The sequence below is a fragment of the Desulfosarcina alkanivorans genome (genome assembly GCF_009688945.1).
In the GTDB taxonomy this organism is placed as follows: domain Bacteria; phylum Desulfobacterota; class Desulfobacteria; order Desulfobacterales; family Desulfosarcinaceae; genus Desulfosarcina; species Desulfosarcina alkanivorans.
On sequence record NZ_AP021874.1, the window covers coordinates 3,296,721 to 3,312,875 of the forward strand.

The window sequence follows — 16,155 nt, forward strand, 5'->3', positions numbered from 1 at the left end:
GCTAGGTTGAGGATTGCAATAACCCGAGAACGCGGATATGGGCCCCAACCTGCCATCGATTAAAATATTAGAAGACGGACCAGCACCACCCCAAACACACTCAACGGAAAATAGCTGGCCTTGTTGAACAGATCCATGGCCTGTTTGCGGTCGTTGGCGTCGACGAGCCTGAGGACCGGCAGCAGCAGCAGCCAGACCCCCATGGCGGCCAGGGCCAGCAGGTGAATGAAACCAAAGGTCAGCGGTGAGACCCACACCAGCAGAAAGGTAGACAGGAAGGCGGCCACCAGGCAGGCCAGTGCCAGCAGGCCGGCCCGTGCCGGGCCCAGTTTCACCGGAATGGTCCGGGCCCTGAAACGGCGGTCCTCTTCGATGTCGGTCCAGTCGTTGGGGATGTTCTGTCCGCCGATCTCCCAGAAGAAGATCCAGGCGAAGAGGACGAAGATAAAGAGTGCCGAGGGCTGGGGATTGACCGCATAAACGGCGGCCACGGCACCCAGGGTCTTGACGATGCCGTTGATCAGCGCCCGCAGTGGCGTCACCCGCCACAGCAGGCAGTAAATCGCCTCCAGCAGGCCGCCGGCCAGAAAAATGTAGAAGCATACCGGGTTGAGCAGCCAGGCACCGATCATGGCCACCAGTGCCCATCCCCCCGCCCACAGGATGCCTTCGGGCAGGGTCAGGACGCCCCTGGCCAGCGGGTGGCGCATCAGCAGGCTGTCCAGGTCCATATAATCCTCGCCGCCGGCGTATTCACCTGCGCGGATTTTCTCCCGGTCCGCGCGATAGTCCACCAGATCGTTGAGGGCGTATACGGCCGTGTAGCCGGCAAAGACGGTAATCAGCCCCAGCAGGGTGGTCACCGGCGAGGGGAAATGCCCCAGGCACAGCAGCGCGGCCAGTGCCGGGGTGGCGATATCGATGATCCCGTGGGGGGTGCGGGAAAGGGCCAGGAACAGCTTCAGCCGCGGATGAGTCAGAATGGCTTGTAGAGTCATTGTTTTCATGCTGCCGGTTAATGGGTTTGGGTGTTGGATTCAAGATCGCTGCAAATTGTCAGAATCGTAATGATTTGTCAATTTCAAGCTGAAGGGCCAACGAAAATCCGGTGTCCACGCCCGAACCGGTAAGGTCCTTATCGATTCATTCCCCGGCCGAATCGATTTTCGCCTCTGATAAGCCGTGATCGACGGTGGCTGCGCGAGGTTCATTTTCATTTCATTCGCGCAGTTATCGGGCAGTCATGCCGATGGCCCGTTCTGTTATGCCTTTTTTTTCAAATTCTGCATCTGTACTTAATTGCGCGAAGGTGATAGGCCCTTGTTCCATCCGCCGGGATAGGCTGTCTTGTCCCTGCCTGAATGCCGGCGGACAACCAACGAAGAGGAATCCGCATTGATCAGAAATCTGTCACTGTATGCCGTTACGGTGCTGGTCTGGGGATCGACCTGGCTGGGCATCAAATTTCAACTGGGGGATGTGGATCCGATGGTATCCGTGATCTACCGGTTCACCCTGGCATCGATCCTGCTGATCGCCTGGTGCGGGTTGCGCGGGCTTCCCATGCGCTTTTCCACGCGAGACCACCTGTTCATCGCCCTGCAGGGGGCCTGCCTGTTTGCGCTCAACTACTGGCTCTTCTACCTGGCCGAGGTGCACCTGACCAGCGGCATCGTGGCGGTGATGTTTTCCACCATCGTCTTCTGGAACATTCTCAACGGCCGCATCTTTGTGAAAACCCCGGTGCGGGCCAACGTGATCTGCGGCGCATGCCTGGGCATCTGCGGCATCGGCCTGGTGTTCTGGCCGGAACTGTCCGGCTTCAGCCTGGCCCACGATGGCTTCAAGGGGTTCGTGCTCAGCATGGCGGCCACCCTTCTGGCCTCCTTCGGCAACATCCTGTCTGTCCGCAACCAGCGCCACGGCCTGCCGGTGGTCCAGACCAACGCCTTTGGCATGGCCTACGGCACCCTGCTCATGCTGGCGGCGGCCCTGATCGCGGGAAAGCCCTTCACCTTCGATCCGTCCGCCCCCTATGTGATCTCCCTGCTCTACCTGGCCCTGTTCGGTTCGGTGATCGCCTTCGGCTGCTACCTGACCCTGGTGGGCAAGATCGGTGCGGACCGGGCGTCATATGCCACCCTTTTGTTTCCCATCATCGCCCTGATCATCTCCACCCTCTTCGAGGGCTACCGGTGGTCGCCGCCTGCCGTGGCGGGCGTGGCCGTTATCCTGGCAGGCAATGCCCTCTCGCTGGCAAAAGTAAACCTGCCGGACATTCGCGCACGGCTTGCGATGAAAAGCGGCTGAGAATCGCATGGAGGCGGATACCTGCCCTGACCGATACTTGACGAGATTAATCCGGCTTCACCGCGCTTTGGAAATTGGGGGTGGCAACGCTGTGGTCAACTGGCAGCGGAATGAGTGGACACAATACGCAGGAATGACGGCCGGGCGAGGCATTTAATCGCCGGAGCACTTTATTCAGGCTCGCATCTGATTCGGTTCAGGCTGGAAAAGACAGTCCGGCGCTGCCGTTTTGGCCCCGGGCTGTCTTAAAACGGTATCCCCAGATGCGGAGTTGTTATTTCCGGGGCACTTTCATGCGTGAATTATTCAAGTTTAAACGATACTTTCACCCTGGTCCTGTAGCCAACAATCCTGTTATCTTCCAGACGCATATCCATTTTGACAACTTCGGCTATGCGCATATCGCGAACAGATTTATCAACAGCGGCGACAGCAGCCTTGGCAGCATCCTCTCATGAAGTTTCAGCAAAACCGACAACTTCAATTACTTTGTAAACGCTTTCTTCCATAGCCCTCTCCTTTCAAAGTTTAAATGGATGACTAAAAATTGACCAACAACTTTTGTGCCAACACCAACAAAAGTGAGAACATGTGTAACAAACAGAAATAATGATAAAAATTATAAGTTAACAGGATCCACAGCCAAGATCGCAGCAGATGTGTGTCAGTTATTTTCCAGGCTGTCTGAGAATTTTTCTCTCAAACAAAGGTCCCTATTGGAAGTAATGGCAGGAAAAATGGGCACAACGGCAAATACAAAAGACAAGCGATTTAATCTTTCAGGGGGTTGATTGGGAGACAGGTCCGTATGGCGTGGTATGTTTTTAAGTCCTTATCTTCATTTCATTCTGATTGCAGAGGTATTGAGATCATTCCAAGGAGGGGCAAATTACAGGTAACACCGCCCGAGGTTTTGGAATCAAGTAAATCTTGTTTTCAGGGGTGGGTGGGTGACCTTCGCTTTTTGACGAACGACCCAAGTCCGCCCTGGAAATCTTGATTAACATTCTTTTCAAGATTGGTAATCTGCGCCCTTATTTCATCAGGGATGGCTGCTTTTTTATTTTCATTATAGTTAAATGAAACCAGCATCCCTTCACCCAACGCAGCAATATTCTTGTGTTTATGACTAACCACCAAGTACTTCATTAAAAAACGGTCGTTTTCTATTACATCCACTTTTGCTCCGACGCTTACATGATCGGGATAAGTTAACGGGATTTTGAACTTGCAGTGCGTGTTTGCGAGAATGGGCCCGATACCGGTTTTTATCATTTGTTCGTTAAAATGAATTTTTTCGAAATATGCAATGCGGGCACTTTCAAAGTACTTGAAATAATTTATGTTGTTAACATGCTGGAAGGCATCCATGTCACCCCATGCTATTGGTATTTCGATTATCACCGGATAATTTTTTAGCAGGTTTTGCATTTTAGCTCCGATTTTTTCAAAATTATACAGTCCTCGAAGTCATCCTATTCGCAGCCAGGAAAAATAAGGCGAGGCGGGCCCGCCTGCGCAGCAGGCCCACAGTGTCCCAACGAATGCATCTGGTTCGGGCCCACCGCCTTCCGCCTGCTGAATCTGATTCGGCAAGTGTCTCATTTCAACGACCCTCTCAGCAGATTTAGCAAACCATGATGATCGGTGATGTGCAATCCTGTGAGCAGCCCCTGGATTAAAGCGACCCCGGCCACAATGAACACGACTGGACCCAGGCTTACGATCCCCAGGAATAGATCGATTGCCCCCCAATGCAACACCCAGTATTCCGGAAGCGCACAAAAGCCATGGAACATAGGCCGCGAACATAGGTTCTCTCCTTCCTGATCCACTGTTTACAATTAATCATTTTGCACGACCCAATACAGATTGAGAGTATCCTCAAAATTCTGGAATTGTCAATTACCGGTCAACGGCTGACCGTCCAACATTTTTTCACAATCGCACGGTGCATTCAGGTGTTGATTCAATGTGTCGTTTCCGATCCAGCCCAACCCGAAGTCGATCGGTCGCCATGCCCCGATCAGGAAACCTCAAGGTCAAAACGTGCCGACGAAGGGAGCCACGGCTGAAACGAAGGCCCGATCTGCAATGGTTGCCTAAGCATCATTTTTGTATAATGATCAGGAGGTACGTTTGCTTCAACTGCGAAATCCCCGACGCTGCAGAAGCCGGAAGCGCAAGCGACGCGTTAATACAAGATTGGGGTATGTCCGATTTCAGAGGAACCGTGCTCATGAAAAGACTGTCCGCAAAAAACAAATTCCAGTTCGGCGCCGCCTGCATCCTTTTCCTGTATTGCGTCACCGCCGCAACCATCGCCTATCACTTTTTGAAGGGCATGGTTTCCGATGAAATCTACAAGGAAACCCAGCTGCTGGAAAGTACGGCCGATGCCACCCGCACTTATGTCAAGGACGTGCTGCGTCCCCATGTGGCGGCGCTGATGCCTCCGGACGGGTTCATGCCCCAGGCCATGTCCACCTCCTATGTCGGGCGTGAAGTCATGGCCCGCATCCAGGCACGCTTTCCGGAATTCGAATACCGACGCGCTGCAGCCAATCCCATGAACCCGGTCAACCTGGCCGACGATTTCGAAAACGGCATGCTCCAATGGTTTTCACAAAACCCGGACCACAGTGAGTGGCAGGGCCTGATCAACAAAAATAACAATGCCTACTACACCCGGATGCGGGCCATATATGCCGAAAAAGAATGCCTCCGGTGCCACGGCAATCCGGCGGATTCACCCTCTGAAATGAGGGCCATCTATGGCGATGACGGCGGCTACGGTTACCGTTTGGGGGACGTGGTGGCGGCCGACACGATCTATATCCCCGTGGGATTCAGCTTCGTCAGGATCAAGGAGGCGGCCTGGCTGACCTTTCTGCTGGCAACGGTCTCCCTGTTTTTCCTCTGGGGGCTCTTTTACCTGCTGTTCAACCGGACCGTCGTCCTGGAACTCAAAGGCCTGCTGTCCACCTTCCGCAACATTGCCGGTCCCGCCAACGTCAATGAAACACCCCTGGTATTCTCGTCGGGGGATGAGATCGCCGAACTCAAGGGGGCCTTCGAGACGGTTGCCGGAGAACTCCAGCAGGCCCACAACGACCTCAAGATCTCGGAGGCCAGGTACCGGCTGATATTCGAAACCAGCCAGCACGCCATTATCACCATCGATGCCGCCAAGCGGGTGAAAGACATCAATGCGGCAGGCATGACCCTTTTCGGATTCACGGATCGGGCCGAGGCCCTGTCCATGGAATCCTTTTTCCAGTTTTTCTTCGACGCGCAAGACGCCTTGGGCTTCATGCGGACCATGAGGGAAAAAGGGTTTGTACAGGGCCTGGAGGTGGAAATGGTGGATCGCGTGGGCAGCAAAATGTCCATCATGGTCTCGGCAACGGCCAGGCAGGATGACGCCGGTGCCTTTGCGGGCATCACCGCCATGCTCAGGGACGTCACCGACAGGCGGCGCATGGACAAATACCTCGCCCAGACGGAAAAGCTGGCCTCCATCGGCCAGCTGGCCTCGGGCGTGGCCCACGAGATCAACAACCCGCTGGGTGTCATCCAGTGCTATGCCAACCTCATCGCCAAGTCGCAGCCAGCGGATGCCCAGATCCTCAGCGACGTGGGGATCATCCGCAAGCATACCGAGCAATGCCGCTCCGTGGTGGAAGCCCTGCTCAACTTCTCCAGATCCGCCGAACCCCGCATGAGCAGGACCGACATCAACACCTGCATCGAAGAGGTCGTCTCGGTGCTGGACATTCAGCTTCAGAAGGACCGGTTCACCATTGAGCGGCAGTTCGATGCCACCCTCCCTCCGGTAACGGTGGACGGCAACAAGATCAAGCAGGTGCTGATGAACCTGCTGATCAACGCCAGCCAGGCCATGCCCGACGGCGGACGCATCACCGTCCGAACCGCGCTGGCGAAAGACGGGCGGCAGCTGGACATCACCATCGCCGATACCGGACCGGGGATCTCGAAAGAGAACATCTCCAAAATCTTCGATCCTTTTTTCACCACCAAGGGGCCCGAAAAAGGCACCGGCCTGGGCCTTTCCGTCAGCTACGGCATCATCCGGCAGCACGGGGGACGCATCACCGTGGATTCGGCTCCGGGCCGGGGCACCCGCTTCACCATCCGGCTGCCCATTGACGAGGCAGCCGCATAACGCGATCCCCATCCGCAAAGGCGGCCTGCATCGGCTGCCGCCCCGGAGCGTCAGGTGCAGCCTTATGGCGGCAGGGGGTCCGAGCAATCTTCCCTGCTTGCCGAAAATCTTCTTTTTCCCTATATAACCGATTGGTTAAGCGTCTCCCGGACCCTTTCAACCGGCTGCATCCGCATCCCTGAAGGTGCCGCTTTCAGGCGTCACCGTCCTGCCCCGCCGGCTCCGCCACGGCTAGACATCTATCTGATATTATATCATTTTTTTACACAGATGACCGTGGCACACCCCTTGCTGTTTAAAGTTCCGTTTGGAGATAACCTGTGGTTTCCGACCTGGACGAAGGCGGGCCGCACGATGACTGACTGGCGGGCAAGACGGAACGGGGCCCGCCCGTCACCAACGCACCATACGATTACCAAAGGAGGAAGTGATGGCAGAAAAGCCAGACGGCCAAGTCGTCAGGGACATCGGCAAATGGGAGTGGTCCGAACTGTGGAAGAAGGAAGACTGGTGGGCCATCTGGCTCGGGTTCTTCATCCTCCTGGCAGGCATCGTACTCTATTTCCCCCAGTCCGGGGCCGTGAAATCGAAACTGATGTCGGCCGAGGCCAACTATTCCCAAGCGGCCCAGCGCACCGACCAGTTCAAGACCATCGCCTGGTACCAGTTGTATGATGCCAAGAAAAAGGTCAAAGCCAAAGATATTGCCGCCGGTAAATGGATGTCCACCTTTTCGAAAAAAACCCACAGCTGGACGGCCAATCCCCTGGACGCTTTTTTCATGAGCAAGGAAAAGGCGGATGCCAAAAAAGCCAAGGCCGTCGCCAAGTATGACAGGGCCAAAGCCTCTGCCGCCGAAGCCCTGGCCCTGGCCACGGCCGCCGAAACCGCTGCCGAAGCGGCCGGATTCAGCGATGCGGCCCTCAACGGCCAGGCCAAGGCCGCCATCGGCGCGTGGCGCGACGCCCACCTGGCGGCCAGCAACGCCAAAAAGAAAACCAAGGCGGCCCCCTACAACCAGATCGGCTGGCTGATCTTTCTGGGCGCCAGTTTCGCCGTCTTCTTCGGCATCGGCATGAAGGCCATGGGCAAGGATTTCGGCAAGTTCGTCGTCGGGTTCATCTTCGTCTTCCTGGTGGCCGTGCTCGCCTACCTGGCCAGCAGCCAGGCCACCATGAAGCACTACGGCATCGGCTATGCCGCCTGGGCGATCTTCTTCGGCATGCTGATCTCCAACACGGTCGGAACCCCCAAGTGGGCCATGCCGGCCGTGCAGACCGAGTACTACATCAAGACCGGCCTGGTGCTCCTGGGCGCCAAGATCCTGTTTGAAAAGATCATCACCATCGGCACCGCGGGCATCTTCGTGGCCTGGGTGGTCACGCCCACGGTCTGGTTCGTCACCTACTGGTTCGGCCAGAAGATCGTCAAAATGCCTTCGAAACGGCTCAACGCCACCATCTGTTCGGACATGTCGGTGTGCGGCGTCTCCGCGGCCATCGCCACGGCGGCGGCCTGTAAGGCCAAAAAAGAGGAGCTGACCCTTTCCGTGGGCCTCTCCCTGGTCTTCACCTCCATCATGATGATCCTCATGCCGGCCGTGATCAAGTCCACCTTTCCCGTGGACAAACAGCTGATCCTGGGCGGCGCCTGGATGGGCGGCACCATCGACGCCACCGGCGCCGTGGCCGCTGCCGGCGCGTTCCTGGGCGAGAAAGCCCTCTACGTGGCCGCCACCATCAAGATGATCCAGAACGTGCTCATCGGCGTGATCGCCTTTTTCGTGGCCCTGTACTTCACCACCCGGGTGGAAGCCGCGGAAACGGGCCACAAGGTCGGCGCCATCGAGATCTGGTACCGGTTCCCCAAGTTCGTCCTCGGTTTCATCGGCGCCTCGATCATCTTCAGCCTGGTCTACACCAGCTTCAACAGCCAGATGGGGGGAATGGGGCCGGCAATGATCGACCAGGGGGTCATCAAGGGCATGAGCGACCTGTTCCGCGGGTGGTTCTTCTGCCTCTCCTTCGTAAGCATCGGCCTGGCCACCAACTTCAGGGAACTGAAAGAGCACCTGGTGGGCGGGAAGCCGTTCATCCTTTACGTATTCGGGCAGTCCTTCAACCTGATGCTGACCCTGGTGGTTGCCTACATCATGTTCTACGTGGTCTTCCCCGAGTTGACCGCCACCATCTAAAGGATATACAGTAAACGTCGTACTCCCCGGACGGCATTGCGCCGCCGGGGAGCATTCCTCCAAAGGGCCACTATCGAAAGGGAGTCAATCCCGATGAAATCGGCAACAACCACTGAAAACCGCCCCATGCCCCGCGTCAAGGCGTGGTCCATCCTGGGACTCACCTTGTTTTCGCTCTGGCTTTTCGGAGCGGCGGTGGGCCCCTGGCTGCAGCATCACATCTACAGCATGGACGACATCGTTCGGGTGATCGAAGAAAACGACATCGATTCCGGCGCCTATTTCTACACCGAAATCGAAGGGGCCTACACCGGCGAAAAATACCTGCGACAATCCCTTGAAATGGGAGATCCGGACGAGTTCGGCCTGACATGGCCCTTTATTTCAGGCATCGTCACCTGCCTGGTCATGCTGACCCTCGGCTTCCGGTACCTGCCCGAGTGACCCGGATGACAGACACGCTGACATTGACCCGCAAACGGGATCTGATCCTGGCGGTCGAAAAGCAGTTTGCGGCCCGGGTCTCCGCCCGGGTGATCGACAAGCCGAGGCTGGATGTCTGGATGATCCTGATCCCCGTCTTTTTCATCTTTTATTTCTGGCAGCTCAGGCGATACGCAAAAGGCCGCAGGACCTTCGCGGAAAAGTTTCTGATCACCCGGCAACGGGCCCTCGATGAAGCCCTGCGAGCCGCTGAATCCGGCAAAGGCCCGAACGTTGCGAACGTGGTCCAGGCCGCCGATATTCCGGATGAAATCAGGAAAGTTTACCGCCGCTGGGTGGCCCTGCTGGTCGACCACTACCATGACCTGATCAGGGCCCACGGCAGCAGCTACCCGACCCTGGTCCGGACCACCTATAAAAGCCGCAGCAACTACCTGCTTTTCCTCAACCGCCTCAACCAGGTGGAACGGGAATTCGATGCCGCCCTCAAGCCCCACCTCGACACACCCGCCGACAATGCCAGCGGCATCATCAAGCAGATGGAAGAAAGCACCGCCGGCATTCGTCGGGAGCTTGCCGAAGAGATCTTCCCATAATTATCTGATGGCTGGTGGCGACGCTGTCGCACTCCTGCCGCGCCATGCATCGCCGCATGTCTGGTCTCGTCTCAGGGCGCCGGTGGTGTAAAAGGGCGCGGCCGCACCCAGAACCAGCCCGCCACGACGGCAGCCCCGAAGGCGGTATAGCACAGGACAAACACCCATTGTGGCGCCTGATAGTATAAAACCGCCTCGAGCCAGTGGGAGATGAAAGCACCCGGGTAGTGGCGGTCGCCGGCCCGTTCGCGCAGCAGCGCTTCAATCGACGTGAGCGGGCAGATAGCGCCCAGCCAGGACTGCACGACCACCACGGCGATGGCCGCCAGGTGGGCCAGCCGAAACCACGGATTTCGAACCCACGACCACCGGAGCACCCGGCCGATAAAAACAAGCAGGAGCCCGGCGACAACGAAGGCCACGAACAGGATGTGCACCAGCAGGAGCCCATCTGCCGCTATTCGATAAAGGGTGGAGGATGTCATCGCAGCACCCGGGGGGTGTTTAGACAAGTGGCGTTTATCCGTGCATTACGAACGCATCTGCTGGACGTCGATGCCGTAGCGCCGGATGATCTTTTGCAGGCTCTGGCGTTTCATGCCGCTGAGCTGGGCGGCCGCCGACACGTTGCCGCCGGTCTTGCCGAGCAGCCGGTTCAGGTATTCCAGGGTGAACACCCCGATGGCCTGCTCCTTGAGTTCCTGGTACGGTTTATCCAGGTCGATCAATTCGGTCGAGCACACTGCGGGCAGGGAGTCCTCCGCCAGGTGGGCCGTCGAAATCCGGTCGTCGGGGACAACCGCGTACCACCCCCGTATCAGGTTTTCCAGCTGACGGGTGTTGCCGGGCCATTGCCGGCCCACCAGGTGATTCAGGACGCCCGGGGTAACGCTCTTTCTGGCCTTGTCCTGTTCCGATGCCACCCGTTCGAGAAAATGATCGACCAGCAGGGGGATATCCTCACGAATCTGATCGAGGGAAGGCATGGTCAGGGTGGCCACTTTCAGGCGGTAGAACAAATCTTCCCGGAAACGGTTTTCCTTTATTTTCAGCTCGAGATTCCGGTTGGTGGCCGCAATGATGCGCGTGTCCACCAGGTGGCTCCGGTTGCAGCCCAGCGGCCGTATCTCTTTGTCCTGCAGGACACGCAGCAGCTTGGTCTGGACCGGCAGGTTCAGGTCCCCGATTTCGTCAAGGAAAATGGAGCTGTGGTTGGCCTGGTCGAACATGCCGAGATGGTCGTCGGTGGCATGGGTGAACGCACCCTTGCGGTACCCGAACAACTCACTCTCCAGAATACTTTCCGGCAGGGCCGGACAGTTGACCGTTATCAGCTTTCGGTGTCCCCGCCGGCTGAGCTGGTGAATGGCCTGGGCGGCAAGGTCTTTGCCCGTGCCGGTATCCCCGCGGACGAGCACCGTGACATCGGATTGGGCCAGCATGTGGATTTTCTCGAATACCGCCCGCATGGGCCGGCTACGGCCGACCATGCTGCCGGCAGTTTCGGTTCGGCTCACGGCTTCGCTCAGGCGGGCGTTCTCCCTCACCAGCCGGTTTAGCTCCAGCCCCTTTCTGAGCAGGTGGATCAGCCGGTCTTCGTCCACCGGTTTCTGGATCAGATCGTAAGCGCCTTTTTTTATGGCCTCCACGGCTTTTTCAATCGTGCCGTAAGCGGTCATGATGATAACGGTGACGGCCGGATCCAGGGATTTGATCCGTTCGAGCAGCGTGAGGCCGTCCATGTTGGGCATGAGAACATCGGCCAGGACGACATCGACGGCCTCTTTCGACAGGATGTCCAGCGCCTGGAAACCGTTTTCCGCGGTCAGGACGCGGCAGTCGATATCCATGCGGATGGTTCGCCGGAGTCCGTGAACCAGATCGGATTCATCATCGACGACCAGGATGGTGTCGCCTGCCATCACAAAAACCTCCCAGGCGGATGCGTCTGTCGGAGCAGTTCGCAACAATCTGCTCCGGGGGTGTGGATGAGTGCCCGCTTCATCCATCGGTGAAGCGGCCGTTCGACCGGGGTTGCCCCGGACAAAGCAACGGGCGTGCTGTGCGTCAGCTGCCGGTAATCCGCTCGAGCGTCTCCTGCTCGGTCTTACAATCGATACAATAGCTGGTGACGGACCTGGCCTTCAGGCGGGCGAGGCCAATCGGTTCTTCGCAGTTTTCGCAAATGCCGTAGGTTCCGTCGTCGATAGCCTGAAGTCGTTTTTGGATTTTGCCGATCAGTCGCCGTTCTCGATCCCGAAACCGCCACTTGTTGTTGCGGGCCTGCGCTTCCGTCGCCCGGTCCAGCGGATCGGCCTCGGTGTCCATCGCCTCGCCGAGAATCTCTTCAACGGCAAGATCTGCCTTGGCCAGCAATTCTTCCAGTTCTCGCTGCAATATATTCTGAAAATAGTCGAGATCTTTTTTTTTCATGGGCATCTCCCGTTTGATAATGGTTGCATCAATTTAACATCAAACTTCGATGAATCAAGAGGGTAACGAGAAACTAACCCAAACCGGTCAGGGGGACGACGGCGCCGTCAGCCGGTTCCGGATGGTCCTCACGAAAGGGGGCATTTACCGGTTGCCCAAAGTGACCGCCGGACGTTATGATAAAGAATCAGCCTTCGACAACCTCAGCGGCGCGCTGCTTCGCTTCCCGGCAACCGCCAGGTGTCCGTTCATGATGAAAGGCGCTCCCGGAAAAATAACCTCACCCACCGGGGCCGGAGCGGGTGCACGCTCCCGGGCCCGGAAATGGCATGCGTCCAACTGCGCCCTGGCCCGCCTGTTGAACGGCCATCGCCGGGAACTTCAACACGCCGTGGCGATGGCGGCGGATATCCGCCGGGGAATAGACAGGCTGGCGTCATCGATGACCGCTTTGTGCCGCCGGACCTGCCGTTTTTGCCCGGAACCGTGCTGCATCACCAACACGGTATGGATCGATTTTCGGGATCTGCTGTACCTCCATCTGCTCGACGAACCCATCCCCCCTTGCCAGGCGGCATCCGATCCCGGAGAGGCCTGCCCGTTTTTAAGCCATCGCGGATGCCTCCTGCCGCTCCGCATCCGGCCGTGGATGTGCATCCGGTATCTCTGCCCGACGCAACGGGCCGTTCTCCATAGCAAAGGACGGCCCGCAACGGCCGTCCTGCTCGATCAGATTGAACGCATCGACAACAACCGCCTCCGCCTGGAAACGGAGGTCATCCGCTGTATCAGGCGATGGCGTCAACCATCACCATCATCTTCTCCTGCATGTTCCCGGCAACGGCCATGCGGTCGTGACCAGCCTTGAGCCGCCGGCCCAGCCGGCTGCCGGCTTCTACGGCGGCAGCCGTCACCGCGGGATGCCGGTTCACCTCCGGGATGATGTCCGCGGAAATCTCGACGCCCGCGTCATGAATCATACTGGGAATACCCAGATGGCAGGTCTCTCCGTATCCGTTGCTGTTCTGCAGACAAGGTCTGCTCATAAAGGGTAGATTTTGGTCCAGGCCAAGGCCGCAGCAATATCGGAACCGGAGGCGCAGCAGCGCTACGTCGAGGATTTCAATATTGTGAGAACGCCGGCCGGGGCCGAAAGATGCCCTTTAGGGGCGGACATCAAGACGTGTAGATGGAGCATTTTCTTACATTCATGGCCGCCTCCTGAAGCGCTTCGGCGAAGGTGGGGTGGCCATGGATGGTGCGCGAGATGTCCTCGCTGCTGGCACCGAACTCAAGGGCCAGCACGCACTCGGCAATCATGTCCGCCGCCCGGGGGCCGATGATGTGGACGCCCAGGATCCGGTCGGTCTTGCCGTGAGCGATGAGCTTGACGAAGCCGTCGGTTTCCCCCATGCAGCGGGCCCGCCCGGCACCGGAAAACGGAAAGCTGCCCACGCAATAGGGAATTTCGCGTTCACGCATCTGCTCCTCCGTAAGGCCTACGCTGGCGACCTCGGGCCAGGTATAGACCACCGCCGGGATGGTGTCGTAGTTGACTTCACCGGCCCGCCCGGCCATGCACTCCACGGCCGCGGTGCCTTCGGCGGAGGCCTTGTGGGCCAGCATGGGCCCGGGAATCAGGTCGCCGATGGCGTAGATGCCGTCGACACTGGTGCGGTAGGTTTCGTCCACCAGGATCTGGCCCGTCCCGGGATCGGTTTCGATGCCCAATTCCTCGATGCCCAGCCCCCGGACCAGGGGACGCCGGCCGACAGACACCAGCAGCCGGTCGAAGGTCATCGTTTCGGTGCTTCCCCCGCTTTCCAGAAGGGCTTTGACCTTGTTGCGCACCACCCTGGCCTCGACCACCCGGGTATTGAGCTTGAACGCCAGACCCTGCTTTTTTAGGATTCGGTCCAGGGTCCGCCCCACCTGGCCGTCCAGGGTGGTGGCGATCTTGGGAAGCATCTCGACCACGGTCACCGTTGATCCCAGCCGGTTCCAGACCGAGCCCAGCTCCAGGCCGATGTAGCCGCCGCCCACGATACCCAGATGCCCGGGCACGGCGTCGAAATCAAGGGCCTCGGTGGAGCTGACGATATGCCTGCCGTCGAATTCCAGTCCCTTCACCTCGATGGGCTCGGAACCGGTGGCCAGCAGGATATTTTGGGTCGACAGGGTGGTTGTCTTCTTTTTGCCCGTGTCCACCTCGACGGTGCCTGCCGCCGGCACGGACGCCGTTCCATGAACGACCTCGATCCCGTTGCCCTCGAGCAGCTTGCGCACGTTTTCGGTCAGGTCCGCCACGACCTTGTCCTTGCGGGACAGCATGGCCTTGAGGTCCAGGGAGACCTTGCCGGTCTTGATGCCGTATTCGGCAAAGCGTTCCCGGGCCAGGTGGTAGTACTCGGAGGCGTCCAGCAGGGCCTTGCTGGGAATGCAGCCCACGTTCAGGCAGACGCCGCCCAGCCGGGAGGCCTTTTCCACCACGGCGGTCTTCAGGCCGAGCTGGGTGGCGCGAACGGCCGCCACGTATCCGCCGGGTCCGGAACCGATGATCACCAGGTCGAACTGCGCTTGCTCTGCCATTTTTACACCTCCAATGCCATGCGTTCCGGGTTTTCGACGAACTCTTTGACCCGCTTGAGAAAGGTGACCGCCCCCTTGCCGTCCACGATGCGGTGATCGTAGCTCAGCGCCACATACATCATGGGCCGGATGACGATCTGGTCGTCGACGACCACCGGCCGTTTTTCGATCTTGTGCATGCCCAGGATGCCGCTCTGGGGGATGTTGAGGATGGGGGTGGACAGCAGGCTGCCATAAACGCCGCCGTTGCTGACCGTAAAAGTGCCGCCTTCCAGGTCGGCCAGTTCCAGCCGGTTCTCCCTGATCTTGGCCACGTAATCCACGATGGCCTGTTCCACGCCGGCGAAGCTCAGGTGCTCGGCATGGCGGATCACCGGCACCACCAGCCCCCGGGGGGTGCCCACGGCCACGCCGATATGCTGGTAGTTGTGGTAGACGATGTCATGGCCGTCGATGAAGGCGTTGATCTCGGGCACCTCCTTGAGGGCCGCCACACAGGCCTTGACAAAAAAAGACATGAATCCGAGGGAGACGTCGTGGCGTTTCTGGAAGGCCTCCTTGTACAGGGAGCGGATCTCCATGGCCCGGGACATGTCGATCTCGTTGAAAGTCGTGAGCATGGCCGTGCTCTGCCGGGACTCCAGCAGCCGTTCGGCGATGCGTTTGCGAATGGGCGTCATGGGTTTGCGTTCTTCCATGGCGGCCGCTGACGTCGGGTCGGTCGCCGCAACGGGTGATGAGGGCGCCTCGGGGATGCCTGCCGGCGCATGCTCCAGGTAAAGCAGCACGTCTCCCTTGCTGATGCGACCGCCGGGGCCGGAGCCCTGAATTTGGGACGCATCCAGGTTCTTCTCGGCGACAAGGCGGCGCACCGACGGAGCGAGGGGGATCCCGTCGACGGATGCCGCCGGAGCCGGGGTTGCCGCGGGGGCAGATGGCGGCGTTGGCGCCGGGGCCGGCGCCTTATCCGGTTCCGGCGCTGCCTCGGCTTTCGGCGGTGCGGCCGCCGCTTCCGCATCGACCGGTGCAAGGGAGCCCACCACTGCGCCGATGGCCACGGTTTCACCGGCCTGCACCAGGATCGACAAAACCCCGTCCGTCTCGGCCACCACTTCCAGGGTCACCTTGTCCGTCTCGATGACAAAAAGGGGCTCATCCTTGCGGACGGTGTCGCCGTCCTGTTTGAACCACTCGGCCAGGACCGCTTCCTGAACCGACTCGCCGACACTGGGAATCTTGATTTCGATGGACATGCAGGCTCCTTGAAAATAGGGGTTGAGGCTGAAGGGTTGAGGCTGAAGGGTGGGATCCGGCCACCTTCAGCCATTATGGCGCCCTCGGCCTGTTTGATTTTACAACGGTGAATATCCAATGCCGAACAAGGAATAGCACGATGGAAAGCG

General features: G+C 58.7%; 14 protein-coding genes and 1 pseudogene. 6 read left to right on the forward strand and 9 right to left on the reverse strand.

Going from position 1 to position 16,155, the window contains the following annotated elements; all coding sequences use genetic code 11:
- Positions 1 to 59: 59 nt before the first annotated feature.
- A complete protein-coding gene (locus DSCA_RS14555) occupies positions 60 to 998 on the reverse strand; it encodes a UbiA family prenyltransferase (RefSeq protein WP_231716493.1) in 939 nt (312 codons plus the stop codon).
- A 397-nt stretch (positions 999 to 1,395) separates the two neighbouring features.
- Between DSCA_RS14555 and DSCA_RS14560 the strand changes: the two genes are divergently transcribed.
- On the forward strand, positions 1,396 to 2,310 hold the full coding sequence (locus DSCA_RS14560) for a DMT family transporter (protein ID WP_231716494.1): 915 nt from the start codon (positions 1,396 to 1,398) through the stop codon (positions 2,308 to 2,310).
- A gap of 302 nt (positions 2,311 to 2,612) precedes the next feature.
- On the opposite strand, the pseudogene DSCA_RS14565 reads toward DSCA_RS14560, so the two are convergent.
- Both DSCA_RS14565 and DSCA_RS14570 read right to left on the reverse strand, forming a co-directional pair.
- A pseudogene (locus DSCA_RS14565) lies at positions 2,613 to 2,750 on the reverse strand (dodecin domain-containing protein); the annotation flags it as partial.
- A 496-nt stretch (positions 2,751 to 3,246) separates the two neighbouring features.
- Positions 3,247 to 3,741 carry an acyl-CoA thioesterase gene (locus DSCA_RS14570; protein WP_155317113.1) on the reverse strand — a complete coding sequence of 165 codons (495 nt, stop codon included), beginning with the start codon at positions 3,739 to 3,741 and terminating at the stop codon, positions 3,247 to 3,249.
- An 808-nt stretch (positions 3,742 to 4,549) separates the two neighbouring features.
- Between DSCA_RS14570 and DSCA_RS14575 the strand changes: the two genes are divergently transcribed.
- The 4 genes from DSCA_RS14575 to DSCA_RS14590 all read left to right on the forward strand — a co-directional run bounded on the left by DSCA_RS14575 (position 4,550) and on the right by DSCA_RS14590 (position 9,730).
- Positions 4,550 to 6,496 carry a c-type heme family protein gene (locus tag DSCA_RS14575; RefSeq protein ID WP_167527785.1) on the forward strand — a complete coding sequence of 649 codons (1,947 nt, stop codon included), beginning with the start codon at positions 4,550 to 4,552 and terminating at the stop codon, positions 6,494 to 6,496.
- A gap of 430 nt (positions 6,497 to 6,926) precedes the next feature.
- A complete protein-coding gene (locus DSCA_RS14580; protein WP_155317115.1) occupies positions 6,927 to 8,690 on the forward strand; it encodes a YeiH family protein in 1,764 nt (587 codons plus the stop codon).
- A gap of 93 nt (positions 8,691 to 8,783) precedes the next feature.
- On the forward strand, positions 8,784 to 9,134 hold the full coding sequence (locus DSCA_RS14585; protein ID WP_155317116.1) for a hypothetical protein: 351 nt from the start codon (positions 8,784 to 8,786) through the stop codon (positions 9,132 to 9,134).
- Positions 9,135 to 9,139: 5 nt separating this feature from the next.
- On the forward strand, positions 9,140 to 9,730 hold the full coding sequence (locus DSCA_RS14590; protein ID WP_155317117.1) for an NF038143 family protein: 591 nt from the start codon (positions 9,140 to 9,142) through the stop codon (positions 9,728 to 9,730).
- 71 nt (positions 9,731 to 9,801) lie between these two features.
- Here DSCA_RS14590 and DSCA_RS14595 read toward each other — a convergent pair whose 3' ends face one another.
- The 3 genes from DSCA_RS14595 to DSCA_RS14605 form a co-directional block, all read right to left on the reverse strand.
- Positions 9,802 to 10,215, reverse strand: coding sequence for a DUF2784 domain-containing protein (locus tag DSCA_RS14595; protein WP_155317118.1), 414 nt, complete (start codon positions 10,213 to 10,215; stop codon positions 9,802 to 9,804).
- Positions 10,216 to 10,260: 45 nt separating this feature from the next.
- Positions 10,261 to 11,652 (reverse strand): sigma-54-dependent transcriptional regulator, encoded by a 1,392-nt coding sequence (locus tag DSCA_RS14600; protein ID WP_155317119.1) that lies wholly within the window; start codon positions 11,650 to 11,652, stop codon positions 10,261 to 10,263.
- 145 nt (positions 11,653 to 11,797) lie between these two features.
- A complete protein-coding gene (locus DSCA_RS14605; protein WP_155317120.1) occupies positions 11,798 to 12,163 on the reverse strand; it encodes a TraR/DksA family transcriptional regulator in 366 nt (121 codons plus the stop codon).
- 49 nt (positions 12,164 to 12,212) lie between these two features.
- Between DSCA_RS14605 and DSCA_RS14610 the strand changes: the two genes are divergently transcribed.
- Positions 12,213 to 13,031 carry a hypothetical protein gene (locus tag DSCA_RS14610; protein ID WP_155317121.1) on the forward strand — a complete coding sequence of 273 codons (819 nt, stop codon included), beginning with the start codon at positions 12,213 to 12,215 and terminating at the stop codon, positions 13,029 to 13,031.
- On the opposite strand, the gene DSCA_RS14615 is transcribed toward DSCA_RS14610, so the two are convergent.
- The 3 genes from DSCA_RS14615 to odhB all read right to left on the reverse strand — a co-directional run bounded on the left by DSCA_RS14615 (position 12,952) and on the right by odhB (position 16,005).
- Positions 12,952 to 13,209 (reverse strand): hypothetical protein, encoded by a 258-nt coding sequence (locus DSCA_RS14615; RefSeq protein ID WP_155317122.1) that lies wholly within the window; start codon positions 13,207 to 13,209, stop codon positions 12,952 to 12,954. The genes DSCA_RS14610 and DSCA_RS14615 overlap by 80 nt on opposite strands.
- A 130-nt stretch (positions 13,210 to 13,339) precedes the next feature.
- Positions 13,340 to 14,752 (reverse strand): dihydrolipoyl dehydrogenase, encoded by a 1,413-nt coding sequence (gene lpdA / locus DSCA_RS14620; protein ID WP_155317123.1) that lies wholly within the window; start codon positions 14,750 to 14,752, stop codon positions 13,340 to 13,342.
- A 2-nt stretch (positions 14,753 to 14,754) separates the two neighbouring features.
- Positions 14,755 to 16,005 carry a 2-oxoglutarate dehydrogenase complex dihydrolipoyllysine-residue succinyltransferase gene (gene odhB / locus DSCA_RS14625; protein ID WP_155317124.1) on the reverse strand — a complete coding sequence of 417 codons (1,251 nt, stop codon included), beginning with the start codon at positions 16,003 to 16,005 and terminating at the stop codon, positions 14,755 to 14,757.
- Between the last annotated feature and the right edge of the window lie 150 nt (positions 16,006 to 16,155).